This window comes from Hymenobacter sp. B1770, from assembly GCF_049896385.1.
GTDB lineage: Bacteria > Bacteroidota > Bacteroidia > Cytophagales > Hymenobacteraceae > Hymenobacter.
Genome location: NZ_JAFCUF010000002.1, coordinates 369,350 through 385,606 on the forward strand (window position 1 = coordinate 369,350; position 16,257 = coordinate 385,606).

Annotated in this window: 13 protein-coding genes and 1 tRNA gene; 6 read left to right on the plus strand and 8 right to left on the minus strand. The window is 54.5% G+C overall.

What is annotated here, in order from left to right:
• The 6 genes from hisD (at position 1) to hisIE (ending at position 6,576) form a co-directional block, all read left to right on the plus strand.
• Positions 1-2,409, plus strand: a complete 2,409-nt coding sequence (hisD, locus tag ACP7AJ_RS05515; protein WP_426059193.1) for a histidinol dehydrogenase — start codon at positions 1-3, stop codon at positions 2,407-2,409.
• A 30-nt stretch (positions 2,410-2,439) separates the two neighbouring features.
• Positions 2,440-3,540 carry a bifunctional histidinol-phosphatase/imidazoleglycerol-phosphate dehydratase HisB gene (hisB, locus tag ACP7AJ_RS05520; protein ID WP_426059194.1) on the plus strand — a complete coding sequence of 367 codons (1,101 nt, stop codon included), beginning with the start codon at positions 2,440-2,442 and terminating at the stop codon, positions 3,538-3,540.
• A gap of 73 nt (positions 3,541-3,613) precedes the next feature.
• The gene (gene hisH, locus ACP7AJ_RS05525) at positions 3,614-4,201 is read left to right on the plus strand and encodes an imidazole glycerol phosphate synthase subunit HisH (protein ID WP_426059195.1); all 588 of its coding nucleotides are present in this window, start codon (positions 3,614-3,616) and stop codon (positions 4,199-4,201) included.
• 29 nt (positions 4,202-4,230) lie between these two features.
• Positions 4,231-4,947: a HisA/HisF-related TIM barrel protein gene (locus tag ACP7AJ_RS05530; protein ID WP_426059196.1), complete on the plus strand. Its 717-nt coding sequence runs from the start codon at positions 4,231-4,233 to the stop codon at positions 4,945-4,947.
• A gap of 126 nt (positions 4,948-5,073) precedes the next feature.
• Positions 5,074-5,829 (plus strand): imidazole glycerol phosphate synthase subunit HisF, encoded by a 756-nt coding sequence (hisF, locus tag ACP7AJ_RS05535; protein ID WP_426059197.1) that lies wholly within the window; start codon positions 5,074-5,076, stop codon positions 5,827-5,829.
• Positions 5,830-5,904: 75 nt separating this feature from the next.
• Positions 5,905-6,576 carry a bifunctional phosphoribosyl-AMP cyclohydrolase/phosphoribosyl-ATP diphosphatase HisIE gene (gene hisIE / locus ACP7AJ_RS05540; RefSeq protein ID WP_426059198.1) on the plus strand — a complete coding sequence of 224 codons (672 nt, stop codon included), beginning with the start codon at positions 5,905-5,907 and terminating at the stop codon, positions 6,574-6,576.
• A 205-nt stretch (positions 6,577-6,781) separates the two neighbouring features.
• Here the strand turns inward: hisIE and ACP7AJ_RS05545 are convergent, their stop codons facing one another.
• The 8 genes from ACP7AJ_RS05545 to ACP7AJ_RS05580 all read right to left on the minus strand — a co-directional run bounded on the left by ACP7AJ_RS05545 (position 6,782) and on the right by ACP7AJ_RS05580 (position 16,213).
• Complete coding sequence (locus ACP7AJ_RS05545) at positions 6,782-7,270, minus strand: BON domain-containing protein (RefSeq protein ID WP_426059199.1); 489 nt, start codon at positions 7,268-7,270, stop codon at positions 6,782-6,784.
• Between the two features lie 120 nt (positions 7,271-7,390).
• Positions 7,391-8,431, minus strand: coding sequence for a hypothetical protein (locus tag ACP7AJ_RS05550; RefSeq protein WP_426059200.1), 1,041 nt, complete (start codon positions 8,429-8,431; stop codon positions 7,391-7,393).
• 1,139 nt (positions 8,432-9,570) lie between these two features.
• A complete protein-coding gene (locus ACP7AJ_RS05555) occupies positions 9,571-10,728 on the minus strand; it encodes a tetratricopeptide repeat protein (protein ID WP_426059201.1) in 1,158 nt (385 codons plus the stop codon).
• 195 nt (positions 10,729-10,923) lie between these two features.
• A complete protein-coding gene (gene gyrA / locus ACP7AJ_RS05560; protein WP_426059202.1) occupies positions 10,924-13,524 on the minus strand; it encodes a DNA gyrase subunit A in 2,601 nt (866 codons plus the stop codon).
• 288 nt (positions 13,525-13,812) lie between these two features.
• Positions 13,813-14,043, minus strand: coding sequence for a hypothetical protein (locus ACP7AJ_RS05565; protein WP_426059203.1), 231 nt, complete (start codon positions 14,041-14,043; stop codon positions 13,813-13,815).
• Positions 14,044-14,106: 63 nt separating this feature from the next.
• Positions 14,107-14,754, minus strand: a complete 648-nt coding sequence (locus tag ACP7AJ_RS05570) for an HD domain-containing protein (RefSeq protein ID WP_426059204.1) — start codon at positions 14,752-14,754, stop codon at positions 14,107-14,109.
• Positions 14,755-15,164: 410 nt separating this feature from the next.
• Entirely contained in the window at positions 15,165-16,034 is an 870-nt protein-coding gene (locus ACP7AJ_RS05575) for an EamA family transporter (protein WP_426059205.1), read from the minus strand.
• A 106-nt stretch (positions 16,035-16,140) separates the two neighbouring features.
• Positions 16,141-16,213, minus strand: a tRNA-Thr gene (locus tag ACP7AJ_RS05580).
• Positions 16,214-16,257: the final 44 nt, after the last annotated feature.

The following is a 16,257-nucleotide window of genomic DNA, read 5'->3' on the forward strand; positions in this document are numbered from 1 at the left end:
ATGCAAGTCTATTCCTATCCTGACCCCGGCACCTGGCCCGCGCTTCAACTGCGCCCCGCCGCAGCCGAAGCGCCCCAGGTGGCCGCCCGCGTGCGCGCTATTTTCGAACAGGTGCGGGAGCGGGGCGATGCCGCCCTGCTGTCCTTGGCCGCCGAGCTCGACCGGGCCACGCTCGCCAGCTTGGTAGTTTCGGAAGCTGAGTTTGCCGCGGCCGCCGCGCAGGTTCCGGCCGAGTTACAAGCTGCCATCCGGCAAGCAAAAACCAACATTGAAACCTTCCACCGGGCCCAGCGTGAACCCGAGTTGCAGGTAGAAACCATGCACGGCGTGGCGTGCTCGCGCCGGGCCGTGCCAGTGCAGCGCGTGGGCCTGTACGTGCCTGGAGGCACGGCGCCCTTGTTCAGCACGCTGCTCATGCTGGGGGTGCCAGCCCGGCTGGCGGGCTGCCCAGAGGTGGTGGTGTGCACGCCGCCGCAGCCCGATGGCTCCGTGAACCCGATTATTCTGTTTGTGGCGCAGCTACTCGGCATCGACAAGGTGGTGAAGGCAGGCGGCGCCCAGGCCGTGGCCGCGCTGGCAATCGGGACGGTTACAGTGCCCGCCGTCGACAAGGTTTTTGGACCCGGCAACCGCTACGTTACCGCCGCGAAGCAGTTGGCCGCTGCCGAATTTGGCGTGGCCATCGACATGCCGGCTGGTCCGTCGGAAGTGCTCGTGGTGGCCGACGCCAGCGCGAACCCGGCTTTTGTGGCGGCCGATTTGTTGTCGCAGGCCGAGCACGGTCCCGACTCGCAGGTGGTGCTGCTCAGCGACAGCCAGACCATTATTGAGCAGGTAAAGGCCGAGCTCGACCGCCAGCTAGCATCGTTGCCCCGGCGCGACGTGGCGGCGCAGGCCCTCGCCAACAGCCGGGCCGTGCTGCTGGCCGATGCGGCTACCATGCTGGCTTTCTCGAATCAGTATGCACCGGAGCACCTGATTCTGGCCACCGACAACGCCGAAGCCCTGGCCGAACAGGTCGTGAACGCCGGCTCCGTATTCCTGGGACACCTCACGCCCGAAGCCGTGGGCGACTACGCCTCGGGCACCAACCACACCCTGCCCACCAGCGGCTACGCCCGCCAGTACAGCGGAGTTTCGCTCGATTCCTTTGTTAAGAAAATTACCTTCCAGCGTCTTTCGCCAGTAGGGCTGCGGGCCCTGGGCCCGGTAGTGGAAACCATGGCCGAAGCCGAAGGCCTCGCCGCCCACGCCCGGGCTGTTACGCTGCGCCTCGACGCCTTGGCCGCAGGGACGGGGCAGGATGCGGAGAAGAATGCCCCGACTGCCGCCAACCCCTATGCTGGCCTTATCCGTCCTAGCGTGGAGCGCATGCAGCCGTATTCGTCGGCCCGGGACGAGTTTGAAGGCATGGCCCCGGTGATGCTCGACGCCAATGAAAACAGCCTTGGCTCGGTGGGCCCCGACAATTTCAGCCGCTACCCCGACCCACACCAGCGGGCCATCAAAGCCGATTTGGCGCGGTTGAAAGGAGTGGAGCCTGCTAATATTTTCTTGGGAAATGGTTCAGACGAAGCCATCGACTTGCTGGTGCGCCTCACCTGCACACCGGGCAAGGACAGCATAGTCGTGTGCCCGCCTACCTACGGCATGTACGAGGTGGCTGCCAATCTCAACGACGTCCGCGTCGAGCGCTTGCCGCTCACTGCTAACTTTCAGTTGCCGACCAATGCTGTGGAAGTGCTGACTGCTTCATCGGCCAAGGTCGTATTCCTGTGCTCGCCCAACAACCCTACGGGTAACCTGCTGGCCGAAGCCGCGCTGGAAACCATCTTGCGCACTTTCCGGGGAATTGTGGTAGTTGATGAAGCCTATGCTGATTTTGCTGCTGCGCCGAGTTGGACGACCCGCCTAGCCGAATTCCCGCGCCTGGTGGTACTGCAAACCTTCTCCAAAGCGTGGGGGCTCGCCGGCCTCCGTCTGGGCGTGGCCTACGCCGCCCCGAAGCTCATTGAGTACTTCAACAAAATCAAGCCGCCTTATAATATCTCAGCCGCCACGCAGCAGCACGCCTTGGTTGCCTTGGCCGCCGCCCCGCAACTACCCGAGTTGCAGGCCGAGTTATTAGAAGGCCGGGCCCGGCTAGCGGAAGAGTTGCCGCTGCTTCCCCTCGTGGACCACGTTTTCCCATCCGATGCCAACTTCCTGCTGGTTCGGTTTAAAGTAGACGCCACGGCTTTGTACGACCAGCTCCGCGCTCGTGGCATTGTAGTCCGCAACCGCACCACCCAACCCGGCTGTGCCGGCTGCCTGCGCCTGACTGTGGGCACCGCCCACGAAAACGCTCAGCTGCTGCAAGCCCTTGCGGAAATAGGCGCCGAACTGCCCGTCACAGTCGCCGCCCGTTAGAAATCAATTCACCCGATAATTGTCCCAAATTTGAAAAAGGCCCTGTTTATTGACCGCGACGGCACCATTCTGGTGGAACCTCAGCCCAGCCAGCAGGTTGACAGCCTGGAAAAGTTTGCCTTTTTGCCCGGTTGCATCAGCGCCCTGGCTCGCATTGCCCACAACTTGCCTGAGTACGAACTCGTGCTTGTGACCAACCAGGACGGCCTGGGCACCGATAGTTTTCCCGAAGACACTTTTTGGCCCCCCCATAAGCTCATGCAGGAGATTCTGGCTGGGGAAGGCATCCGTTTTGTTGCCGAGCACATCGACCGAAGCTTTCCGCACGAAGGCCTGCCCACGCGCAAGCCTGGCACCGGGCTGCTGGGCCGCTACCTTGACCCAGCCAATGAATACGACCTGGCCAACTCCTACGTCATTGGCGACCGGCTCACCGATGTTGAGCTGGCCGTAAACCTCGGTAGCAAGGCCATCCTCATAGGAGAGGAGCCCGACGACCGCGCTGCGCTCACTACCACCAGCTGGGAGGCCATATACCTTCACCTGCGCTTCCCGGCCCGCATCGCCGTAATTGAACGCAACACCAACGAAACGCAAATTGGTATTCGCCTGAATCTCGACGGCACCGGCCAGACGGATATTCACACAGGCCTCGGATTCTTTGACCACATGTTGGAGCAGTTGGGCCGTCATAGCGGTGTTGACTTGCACATAAGTGTAAAAGGCGATTTACACATTGATGAACATCACACCGTAGAAGATACCGCACTGGCGCTGGGTACTGCCTTTTCACAGGCCCTTGGCGACAAACGTGGGTTGGCGCGCTACGGGTTTCTTTTGCCCATGGATGAAGCCTTAGCACAAGCCGCAATCGACTTTTCGGGCCGTCCTTGGCTGGTCTGGGATGCCGAGTTTCGGCGCGAGCGAGTTGGTGATTTGCCTACTGAGCTGTTCTTTCACTTCTTCAAGTCGTTCACCGACAACTCCCGAGCTACCCTCAATATTTCCTGCACTGGCGATAACGAGCATCATAAAATAGAGGCCATTTTCAAGGCTGTTGCCAAGGCCATCAAGATGGCCTTGCAGCGCGACGAATCATTGGCAATCCCAAGCACCAAAGGCATTTTATAGAAAATTCATACTTATTCAAATGTGTAATTTAGTTTACTTGATTACGCCAAAAGAATAAGTTAATAGGTTTCACATGGAGATTGCAGTCGTCGATTATAAAGGAGGGAACGTGCAGTCAGTGCTTTTCGCATTGGAGCGCTTGGGAGCCCAGGCTACCCTGACAGCCGACCCGGAGACATTACGCAAAGCCGACAAAGTGCTTTTCCCAGGCGAGGGCGAAGCATCGTCCGCGATGGAGGCGTTACGCGCTGCGGGCCTCGACCTTGTTCTGCCTACTCTCACGCAACCATTCCTTGGAATTTGCCTAGGCATGCAGTTGCTAGGCGAGCACAGCGAAGAAAACGATACGCCCATGCTAGGGTTGCTGCCCTTTCGGGTGAAACGTTTCGTGCCTGATGCAACGCACAAAGTGCCGCACATGGGCTGGAATAACCTTCAGGCATTACAAGGGCCCTTATTCGCCGGCCTCACCGATGCCGACCACGTCTACTTCGTGCATAGCTACTATGCGCCGGTGGGGCCCTACACTACGGCCGAATCCTCGCACCCTGCGCCTTTCAGTGCGGCGGTGCAGCACGGTAATTTCCACGGAGTGCAGTTTCACACCGAGAAAAGCGGCGTAGCTGGTACCCGTATTCTTGCCAACTTTCTCAACCTGTAGCTTCCTTTTCGCTTTTTTAGCTATTTATCGTGGAAATTATTCCCGCAATCGACCTTGTCAATGGGCAGTGTGTCCGTCTGAGTGCCGGCGACTTCACGCGCCAAACCACTTACGATTCTGACCCCGTAGCCGTAGCCCAGCGGTTTGCCGATGCTGGAATACGGCGCCTTCATCTGGTGGACTTAGACGGGGCCCGTGCGGGTCAGCCGGTTAATTTGGGCATCCTGGAGGCCATTGCGCGCCAAACCAACCTCGACATTGATGCAGGCGGGGGTATTCAAACCCTCGAAGCCCTGACCCAGGTGCTTGATGCTGGGGCTGCCCACGTCACGGCCGGAAGCCTGGCCGTGCGGGAGCCCGCCACGGTTGGGGCTTGGCTAGCCAACTACGGGGCCGATACCATCTTCCTGGGCGCCGACTTCAAAGGTGAGCACATCATGATAAACGCGTGGGCCGACGCCAGTACGCTCACCCTCGCCGGCTTCATAACTAATTATCTAGGGGCAGGCGGTACGACCTTTATTTGCACCGACGTGAGCAAGGATGGGCTACTGCAAGGGCCGTCTTTGGCCATCTATAAAACCTTGGTACAGCAGTTCCCTGCGGGCCGATTCATTGCCAGTGGGGGCGTCACAACCATCGCCGATGTAGAGGCACTAGCCGAAGCCGGCATGCACGGCGCCATTATTGGCAAAGCCATTTACGAAGGCACCATTTCATTGCCTGACCTAAAGCCCTTTTTATAGCATAAAACAGACGCTGCCACCACCAGGAAGCAGTGCAGGGAAGCTCCAAGCTTCACCAGATTTGTTTTCCGAGTAATGCAGCCGCTGCCCCCAAAATCCGAGTAATTCGTCAAATCCGTTAAATCCGTGGTCAAGAAAAGACTTATACCCTGCCTCGATGTCCGCGATGGCCGCACTGTCAAAGGCATTCAGTTCGAAGGCCTGCGCGATGCCGGCGACCCCATTGCCTTGGCAGCTCGCTACGCCCGCGAAGGAGCCGATGAACTCGTGTTTCTAGATATTACGGCTACCAACCAACGGCGTCAGCCCCTCACGGAGCTTGTTCGCGATGTAGCCCGGGTGTTGGACATTCCTTTTACCGTGGGCGGCGGCGTCAGCACCGTCGCCGATGTGGAAGCGCTACTTCTGAGCGGTGCGGACAAGGTTTCAATTAACTCAGCTGCCCTGGCCCGCCCAGAGCTCATTCGGGACCTTGCCCGTCGTTTTGGCTCTCAGTGCATTGTAGTTGCCGTTGACGCTCGCTTGGTGGACAACGAATGGCAAGTGATGACCCGTGCCGGCACGGTAGCCACCGGGCGAGAGGCCGTTGCGTGGTGCCGCGAAGCCGCCGAGTTGGGTGCTGGCGAACTGCTGCTTACCTCCATGAGCCACGACGGCACCAAGTCAGGCTTCGCCCTCGAACTCACCCGTGCTGTAAGTGATGCGGTGCCCGTGCCCGTGATTGCTTCCGGTGGGGCCGGGCAGTCTTCCGACTTTACCGCTGTGTTTCGAGCCGGTGGGGCTGATGCTGCTTTGGCCGCCAGCATTTTTCACTTCAACGAAACGGCTTTGCCCGCGCTCAAGCAGTATTTACACACCGAAGGAATTCCGGTTCGGTTGTAGTCCGCTTGCTTTTGTTCCCTGTTGGATTGTTTTCTACCGACGCTGTATTGCCTGTCTGCCCTTAATATTCCCGCCATGACTCCCGCTTTTTCTGTTGCTTCCGAGCTGCGTTTTGACCCCGTTACCGGCCTGCTGCCCGCCATCATTCAGGATGCCGATACCGGTCAGGTGCTCATGCTGGGCTACATGAATGCCGAGGCCTGGGCCCGCACCCTGCAGGATGGGCGAGTAACGTTTTTCTCACGTTCCAAAAACCGGCTATGGGTGAAGGGTGAGAGCAGTGGTAATTTCCTGACGGTACGTAGCGTGCACGTCGATTGCGACGCCGACACGCTCCTTATTCGGGCTATTCCCGCCGGCCCTACCTGCCACCGCGGCACCGTGAGCTGCTTTGAGCAGCTGGAGCAGGCGCAGGCGCCCGCCGCGCCTATCGGTTTCTTGGCCGATTTGGAGCGTTTGATTGTGGAGCGGCATCAGTTTCCGGAGCGGGCTCCGACCTCATATACCGTGTCTTTATTTAAGAAAGGCATGCCCAAAATAGCCCAGAAAGTGGGAGAGGAGGCCGTAGAAACGGTTATTGATGCCGTGGGGGGCAGCCGCGAAAGTCTACCCGGCGAAGTTGCCGATTTGCTCTACCACTTGCTGGTGCTGCTGGTAGCGGCCGGTGTACCGATGGCAGAAGTCATTGACGTGCTGCAGGAGCGCCACCGCCTGCCCAACACCCGACACCTAACCGAGGGTTTATAAACAGAAGGTAGTTAGGGATTGTGCCCATTATGGGTTCATTTTATGTGCAGAGATGGAGGAGACTCAGCGCCTCCACACTATTGGCTCGCAACTGGTGAAGTAGTTGCGTTGCATCGGTTTGGCCTCACTTATCTCAGGAACTGGCCATGGCATTAACATAATCCAGGCGCTGGTGAATGGCCCGGCTGTGGTCTCTGCATAGCTATCATTCAACTATTTGAGTGTGGTTGTCGACCGCTACTACGCCGCATACCCGTCGGGCTATATCGGCGGCTCGCTCGTGCGCAGAAGCGGAATTCACGCGGCCGGAAAGGCGGGCCTTGCCATTGCGCACGCTCACAGAAAGCCGGTATTGGCCTAACACGGCATCGCTGGCTAAGGCCGCTTCCATGCGTTGGTTTAGTTCGGCATCGGAAATGCCCAGTGGGCGGATGCTTATTCTGTTGACAACATTTTGCACACCCCCTACGGCGAGCGCCAACTCTGCCGCTTTTTTCCGTGACTGTAGGGTATCAGTAGACCCTACTAATTCCACAATGCCGTCGTGGCATATTACGCGGCTTAGGTTGCTACAAACGCCCTTCTTTAACAGTAGCAATTCTACGGCCGCTGTCAGGTCGGCATCGGCGGAGCGAAGAGGAGCCGCAAAAGTGACATTGGGAATATGGCTGGCGTATTTGTCGTGTAGTTTCATAACGCTATATATTTTAAATAACGGCCAATCATTCCTGCGAATGTGTAAACAGGTTTTATGAAAATACAACTAATAATTTTAACAATAAATGCCCGCCTTAACAAAAGTGAAATAAGTGGCTTAGCTCTTTAACTGACGCTTTATCTTTTGGAGTAGGGCCATGGCAATTGAGATGTCGTCTTCGTCATTAATTGTCAAGGTGGTATTCACTCCAGGTCCACTCATCTGTAGTTGATAAGTAGTTGCTACTGGTTGCGGGAGCTCTGTGATTTGTGCGCTTCGAGGTGTATGCGTTGCTATTGGTGTAGAGGCTGCAACTGTCGTGTGCTGTTCGGAGTGGGCTACAGGTATTCGACCAGGGGGCGTCTCTACTTGGGCTTCGGTATAATTTTGTTCGGGGATATTCAATAACCCAAACAAACTCGCGATTGCATCGGGGCTACTTTGTTTGGGTGGGACGGATGTAGCTACTCTGCTATTGGAGTTTGGGCTTTCCGCAGTCAAATCTGAATCAAAGTGATTCGGCTCCGCATTTGTGAGGCTTTCATTTTGCTGGAATGGAATGCTTGAATTGGTGATGCTCTCATTCCCAATGATTTCAGGACTTTGGACTGGAGTGCTACGGAAATTATTTACTGTAGGAGCGGGGTTGGCTAGTTCACGACGAGAATTAGGGCGATTGGCCAGGGCATCAATATCTGCCACTATGTTTCGTTCGTCTAAGAGGCCAACCATCCGACATCCTTCGATAAATGCTTTCGCGACGCCTTGAGCGTTTATCTCTTCAACTCCAAACTCCCTGATGAGCATAACGTCGAGCATCTGGACGGGAAGCTCGCGGGACCGAAACTTGCGGCAAATCTGAGTAAACAGGGGTGGGGTTAAAAATGCTTCCCGGTGGAACAGTAATTCTTCCTGCTTGTCATAGGCGTGTTTTATTCTCTTAAAAAGCGTCGTAGTCGTTAGTAAATCCCTTTTGCTTGTGAGCAATCCAAATTTGACTGCTGAGCCGATGATGGCTTTAAATGACCCGCTCACTTTTCGGTTGAGCTTTCTTGCTGCCGTTTCAATGGCACATTTGCCCCCAGTGTCGTCTACTATCTCGCTAAGTTCCCACGCGCCCGCATAAGTCGTTCTTGGGTAGTCTATAAGTTTAGGCATGGTGTTAGTACAAGGCTTTTCTGAATCAGTTCTTGATTACGAGGGTTTCAAAATTGAGTTACAAATATAGTATAAAAAAGTAAACACGCGAGAAAAAATTTATGCTTTTTATTACTAACTATAGTTTAATGCATTGTGGTACTCATACCCTGTGCTAAATGCCATTAGTACAAATATATTTATGTAGAAACAATGCCTTACTACTTACTATTTAGGAACTGAGTGTCTATAGTCATTATTAAGTCACTTCAGGCTCTTAAGCTACTCATTGGGCTCTTTAGTTACTCAAAAATCTTAAGCTACATATGATACTAAAGGAATACCACACACTAGATGACTCAGTACAAATACTATGCTGAAGGCAAATCTACAAAGTACATTTAAGTACAAAAAGTCCTTTAATTTTGTACTATTTTTTACGATTAAAGTTGTTAGGGTAGGATAGAGGTATCAAAGACAGGCTACACAGCAAATGGCTATTTAATGACCTGCATTTGAAAACTTATACGCCTAAAAATTATGGGTACATAAGTAAGAAACTTGAATGGGTGAAAACGTAGATTCCAAAATTGTGTGAATCTAGTCCGTGACTTGAAAAATATTTTTTTGTCTTAAGGTCGGAATTGGCAGCTTTTAGAATAAAGAATCTTAGCTTGATACCCTAAAGCCAATATGTCATCCTGAGTACCCGAGTGCTCAACAAATAAAGAACTAACGGACAATACTCTGGCTAAACAAATACCTATGGATTTATTATAAAATGTGTCTAACCATTAGATTCTAATCGCCCATTTAACATGCACTTGTGGTACCATACCGACTTACCCAGCAATTCAGAATTCGCCGTTGATTTATTCAAATCAACTTCATTATTGATAAGCAACGGGAATATGAAAAATCAAGGTCCATCAAGAAACCTATTCAAAACTTCTACTGAAGCAAAACGAATGGTTAAATACAGAATTTATAAGTAGCCAAATAGCTTTAACATCGACTCATACTCATATAAATAATGTCTTATAATTTATATTATGTTAAATTGAAACAGAGAAAATCAGCTAATTGAAAGAGAAAGTTAGGTAAAATGAAAAAGCCCACCCACAAAGTGGATGGGCTCTCCCCTAGTTAAATCACCGAAATTATTTGCTCAACGTCTTAAGTTTGGCATTCAAGCGCTCTGAGTCTGCATTGCGACCAAGTCGGAAATAGACCTTTTGCAATGAGGTAAGCGTGTTGCGGTCTTCGGGCTGCAACTGCAGGGCCTTTTCAAAATACGGCACCGAAGCTTCAAAGTACTTTTTACCTTCAGCTTCGAACTTCTTGCCCGAAACCTGATAGGTTTTTAGGTCCATCTTACTAGCCTTGGTATATGAATCGGCTGCGCGGTTATAATTATAGACGCCAAGGTTGAACTGGGCGTCAAAGTTGTTTGGGTCGAGTTCTACCGCCTTGCGATAATCTGCCAACGCCAAATCACTTTTCTTTTGCTGGTCATACATCGAACCACGCACAGCATACAAATTTGAGTTGCTGGGGTCTGCCTCTATGGCTTTGTTGATTTTTCCCAGAGCCTCCTCGCCACGGCCACTAGCCAAGGCAACGTTCAAGTCTTCCAGCATGAAGGCCTTATTGTTAGGATATGCAGCCAATGCCTGCTTCAATACGTTAGCTGCTTCAGCGCTGTTGTTCTGCTGCTTGGCCATCTGAAGCAAGCGCGTGTACAACGTAACCGACTTGTAGTTCATGCCTAAAAGCTGGTCGTAGCTGGCTTTGGCAGCGGCATAGTCTTGCTTTGCCTCTGAGGCGTAGGCAGAGTAAAGAACTGCCGTGGTATCCTGAGGCTTGATAGTTGAAGCAAGTTTATAGCTTGCAATAGCCTTATCGTAATCCTTGGCGTTGTAGCTATTTACGGCATCGTTAAAAGCAGCTGCATACAGGTTATCCATTTTCGTAACCGCCTGTTTGCCAAATTCGCCCGTTTTTCCGTCCAGTTCAATGGCCTTGTTGTAAGACTCAAAAGCCTTTTGCAGACCTTCACCCGGCTGCAACTGCTTGCCATAAATAGGGCTTTCCATCAGGCCCTGATAAATTTCACCCCGAGTGAACCAGGTTTTGGCCTTACCACTCGTCTTTTCGTGCACGATGGCTTTGTCAATATCGGTCCGGGCTTTGTCGAGCAAGCCCGTACGCTGGTTGAGAATGGCATTGGTGACGGCCGAATTTTGAGCCGAAACCACCGAAGGCAGGCCAGCGACTAGCACGGTGGCTGCGGCAATCGTCAAAAAAGTCTTCTTCATAAAATCGTGAATGTGCCTTTGTCGGATGGTTATGGCATTAAAAGAAAGCCTAACGTGTCCAATTACAGCGAGAAAGAGTGGGAAAAAGGTAAGCAAAAAAAGTGAAACCCAGTGCAGAAACGCAGGCCCCCACGGTTGGGTTCGCCAAAAATAAACAGGGCGGCCCAAATGGGCCGCCCCGCTCCTATTCAGCAATTATGCCAAATCCTCGGCTTCGGCTTCGTCGTCGGCTTCGTCGTCATCATCAGCCACGTTTAAAACCTGAGAACCAGCGTCAACGCCGTTAGCTTCAGCCAATTTATCTCCTTCAGTATTAACAACCAAGGACGCCTCAAGCTCAGCTTCGTCCTTGTCTTCAGCGGCCACTTTGGCAACTGAAGAAATTTCATCGTTGCTACCAATCTTAATCAGGCGCACGCCCTGCGTGGCCCGGCCGATGGTGCGCAAATCACTCATGCGCAAACGAATGGTGATGCCCGATTTATTGATAATCATCAAGTCATCGGTATCATTCACGTCTTTGATGGCCACCAGGTTGCCAGTCTTGTCCGTAAGTTTCATGGCGCGTACGCCTTTGCCACCACGGTTGGTTACCCGGTACTCGTCTAGCGGGCTGCGCTTGCCATAGCCGTTATCGCTAACCACGAGCAGCTCCTGCGAGGGGTCGGATACGCAAACCATGCCCACAACCCGGTCGCCGGGCGTGTCCGACAACGAGATGCCGCGAACCCCGGCCGCCGAGCGGCCCATGGAACGCACCTTCGATTCGTTGAAGCGCACGGCTCGGCCAGAACGCAACGCCAGAACGACCTCCGAATTCGGGGCAAGCAGTTGCACATCCAGAATGCGGTCGCCTTCGTTGATGGTGATGGCGTTGATGCCTGCAGTACGCGGACGCGAATACGCTTCGAGCGGGGTCTTCTTCACGGTACCCTGCTCGGTGCAGAACATCAGGAAGGTATTCTCCAAGTAGTCGGGGTCTTTCAGACCACGAACGTTCAGCACGGAACGCACCTTGTCTTCGCGCGGAATTTCGATAAGGTTCTGAATAGGCAAGCCTTTGGTGGCCTTCCCTCCTTCTGGTACTTCGTACACTTTCAACCAGAACACCCGGCCAAGCTCCGTAAAGAACAAAAGGTACTCGTGCGTGGTGGCCACAAACAGATGCTCCGTGAAATCGTCTTTCTTGGAGATGGCCCCCCGCGAACCAGCGCCGCCGCGGCCTTGTGCGCGGTACTCATCGAGGTTGGTGCGCTTGATATAACCTTCGCGGCTAATGGTAATAACCATCGCCTCATCGGCAATCATGTCCTCGGTCGAGAAATCGCCACCGACGTAGTTGATTTCGGTGCGACGGCCATCGCCGTAGCGCTCACGGATGTCTTCCAGCTCGGTTTTGATGATGCCCCGCTGCAACACATCCGACGCCAGTACGGCGTTCAGGTGGTCAATCAGGCGCATCAGGTCCTCGTACTCGGCCACAATCTTGTCGCGCTCCAGGCCCGTGAGGCGCTGCAGGCGCATGTCGAGAATGGCGCGGGCTTGCACTTCGCTCAGAGCAAAGCGCGAGATAAGCTGACCGCGGGCTACTTCCGGGTCACGCGAGCTCCGGATAAGGGCTATGACCTCATCGAGGTGGTCAAGGGCGATGAGCAAGCCCTCCAGGATATGGGCCCGCTTGAGGGCCTCCGCCAGCTCGTACTTGGTACGACGAATGATTACCTCGGCCCGGTGCTCAACGAAGTACTGTATGAGCTGCTGCAGGTTCAGCGTCATGGGGCGGCCTTTTACCAGGCACACGTTATTGACACCGAAAGAGCTTTGCAGTTGGGTATACTTGTAAAGGTTGTTGAGTACCACGCTGGGCATGGCGTCCCGCTTCAGGTCGTAGACGATGCGCATGCCGTCGCGGTCCGACTCATCGCGCATGTCGGAGATGCCCTCAATCTTCTTGTCGTTGATGAGTACAGCCGTCTTTTCAATCATCGACGCCTTGTTCACCATGTAGGGAATCTCGGTGACGACAATTTGCTCCTTGCCCGTTTTGCTAGTTTCGAAGGTGGCTTTGGCCCGCATCACAACCCGGCCGCGGCCGGTGTGGAACGCCTGCTTCACGCCTTCGTAGCCGTAGATGATGCCACCCGTTGGGAAGTCTGGCGCAGTAACGTACTGCATCAACTCGTCAACCGTTATGTCGGGGTTGTCCAGGTAGGCAATAATGCCATTTACCACTTCGGTGAGGTTGTGGGGTGCCATGTTGGTGGCCATGCCCACAGCGATGCCCGAAGTACCGTTCACCAGCAGGTTCGGGAACTTGGCGGGCATCACGCTGGGCTCTTCCAGCGAGTCGTCGAAGTTGGGTTGAAAGTCAACGGTGTCCTTGTCCAGGTCGTTGAGCATTTCATCGGCCAAGCGCTTGAGACGGGCCTCGGTATAACGCATGGCAGCCGGCGAGTCGCCGTCGACGGAGCCGAAGTTACCCTGACCGTCGACCAACGGGTAGCGCAGGCTCCAGTCCTGGGCCATGCGCACCATGGTATCGTACACGGAAGTATCACCGTGCGGGTGGTATTTACCCAACACTTCGCCCACGATACGGGCAGACTTTTTATAAGATTTGTTGTAGCCGACGCCCAGCTCGCTCATGCCGTAGAGCACCCGCCGGTGCACCGGTTTCAAGCCGTCGCGAACATCGGGCAAAGCCCGGGAGATGATGACCGACATCGAGTAGTCGATGTACGCGCCCCGCATCTCGTCTTCGATGTTTATCGGAATGATTTTTTCGCCTTCCGCCATTGAGGGGGTTGATAGGCAGCTTTTAAATACCCCAATAAGGGTGATTTTAGCCGCAGTGTGAATGGTTCTTTATATACGTGCGAAGTTACAACAAAAAGGCCGCAACGGCAAGCGCTGCGGCCTTTTTTGGGCGTTTCCCACGGTTGTGGTTTAACCGGTGAGGAAAGGTAAATAAAACTAGCTTGTGCAGCTCCTTGGCTAAGAAAGCACAGGGACGATATCATTACTCAAAATGGCAAGTCTGCAAAGGGCGCACCCGATGCAATGGAGACTCCTAAAGAGCAGGAGCTACTTCAGTGACTTGCTTTTATCGTTGGCGTGGGTGCCCGACTTTGGATTGTACGTTTTGATTTTTTCGCCGATAGACGGGTTCTGCTTTTTGAACAGCGGCTGGCCACGGTATTTATTGCCACTGTGCAAGTGCACTTTGCGCACATGACACGTTTCGATGGGACAAGTGCGGCAGCTTGTAACGGCCAGTAGCAGCACACAGGGAATCAGGCGGAGGAGCAACTTCATGAAACAAAGGTAAAGGGTGTGGCCGCCGACCAACCCATTGCTGGAGCCCTACCCTGCCCTTTTTTAGTCGACCCCGTCCCATTCAGCCAGAAACCGGGCCACATAAGCCTCCATGAAGCGATGGCGCTCTTCGGCAATTTGGCGGGCTCCATGGGTGTTGAGCCGGTCTTTGAGGTGCAGCAGCTTTTCGTAAAAATGATTCAGCGTAGGCGCGGCGTTCTTCTGGTAGCTGGCAAAGCTCTCGTGCGCTACCGGCGCCACGGCCGGGTCGTGCAGCGGCCGTCCCTTGTGCCCACCGTAGGCGAAAGCCCGGGCAATGCCAATAGCGCCAATGGCATCGAGCCGGTCGGCGTCCTGCACCAGCGCGGCCTCAATGGTACTGACCGGCGTAGCCACCCCCAGTCCTTTAAATGACACCTCTCGGATTACCGTTTCTACGCAGGCTATGAGTGGTTCGCTCGCGCCCAGGCTGCGAAGCCATTCGCGTGCAGCGCGGGGACCAGCTTCGTAGTCACCGTTGTGAAACTTCCAGTCAGCAATGTCGTGCAGCAGCGCGGCCAGCTCTGTCACTTCTGCATTGGCTTCGGGGGCGGAGGTAGCCAGGCGGCGCGCCATCAGCCACACCCGGCGAATGTGCGCCCAGTCGTGGCCACTGCCCTCGTTGGCAAATTTTTGTTCGATGAACTGGGCGGTGTCAGATACAAAACTCACGAAAGATTGGGTTGCTGGTGGGTGTTTTAACCGCAGGCAGAAAGGGGATAGAACGATGCATTTAGGCAGCGGCTTAGGCCAAAAGAATTGACCTTTAACCCTCATAAAGGCCGCTTGCTCGGATTGCAAAAGTAGCCAAGGGTCGCTCTCCCTTCAAGAGACGCCCATATTTCGCTAGGACAGGGTTACCCTTACAAGAATATGCGCAACCTCGGCACGTCTCCGCTTAAGCTCCGGTAATTCTGAGTCCGCTAGCAAAAACCACTAGTCCATAAACCGCCCGGCTTTCAGCCGATAAATCCCGACAAAGGTTGGCACCAATGGGCTGCACGCCCCCCTGCAACACTAGAGCACTGCTGAAAAGTAATATTATGTTTAAAATACTATATTACTAATTAAAATGGCTTGCTTCAGCCCTCTACGGCCGGCACCAGTTTCTTCGCATTCAGGGTGGCGCCGACGCTTGCAGCCACCACCAATGCTACCGCCAGCCATTGCGTAGGCGACAGGTGCTCCCGCAAAAACAACAGCCCGCACAATGCCGCCAGCACTGGCCCTAAACTCATGAGAATGCTGAAGGTGCGCCCAGGCAACTTGCGCAGCGCATTCATTTCCAAACTAAATGGAATCGCACTTGATAGCAGTGCCAGCAACAGCCCCGACATAAATAAGCCCGGGGTAAGTTGAGTGAGCCCACCACCAATTAAACCAAATGGTAGGACCGTGAGGCTGGCGAAAACCATCCCGCTCGCCACGGCTCCACTCCCCGGTAGCACCTGCGACACCCGGCCGCCCAGCACAATGTACCCAGCCCAACAAGCCCCGGCCAGCAGGGCCAACAAAGCCCCCAGCAGGTCGAGCCCCTGCCCGTCCCACGGGGCGATGAGTACGATGCCACCGGCGGCCAGCATCACCCATAGAAAATCCAGAACGCGCCGGGAGCTGCTCACAGCCAATAGCAGGGGCCCCACAAACTCCAGCGTAACACATAGTCCCAACGGAACGCGCGCCAAGGCCAGGTAAAACAGCACATTCATGGTGCCCAAAGTAATGCCGTACGGCACCACAGCCCTCCATTGAGCACCAGTCATCGAGGCAAATTTGGGTCGGAACGCCAACAATAGCATCACCGCCGACAAACCAATCCGTAAGCTGGCTGCCCCGGTGGGCCCCACCGCCGGAAATAAGCCTTTGGCCATGGCGGCTCCGGCCTGCACGCTCAGCGAGGCCAGCAGCACCGACAGCACTGGTGGCAGGGCACCAAGGCGAACTTTATTCATAACGAAAGCCCTTGGCGGGCGGGTAAGCAATCACTATAACAAAACAGACCCCAAAATTCGCCACCGCTAACGGCACTGCGACTTTTGGGGTCTGTGGTTCCTAAAGAGCCTCCTGCCGGGATCGAACCAGCGACCTACTGATTACAAGTCAGTTGCTCTACCAGCTGAGCTAAGGAGGCGTTGAGGTGGCACAAAAGTACACAGACGAACCATTTATGCCAGC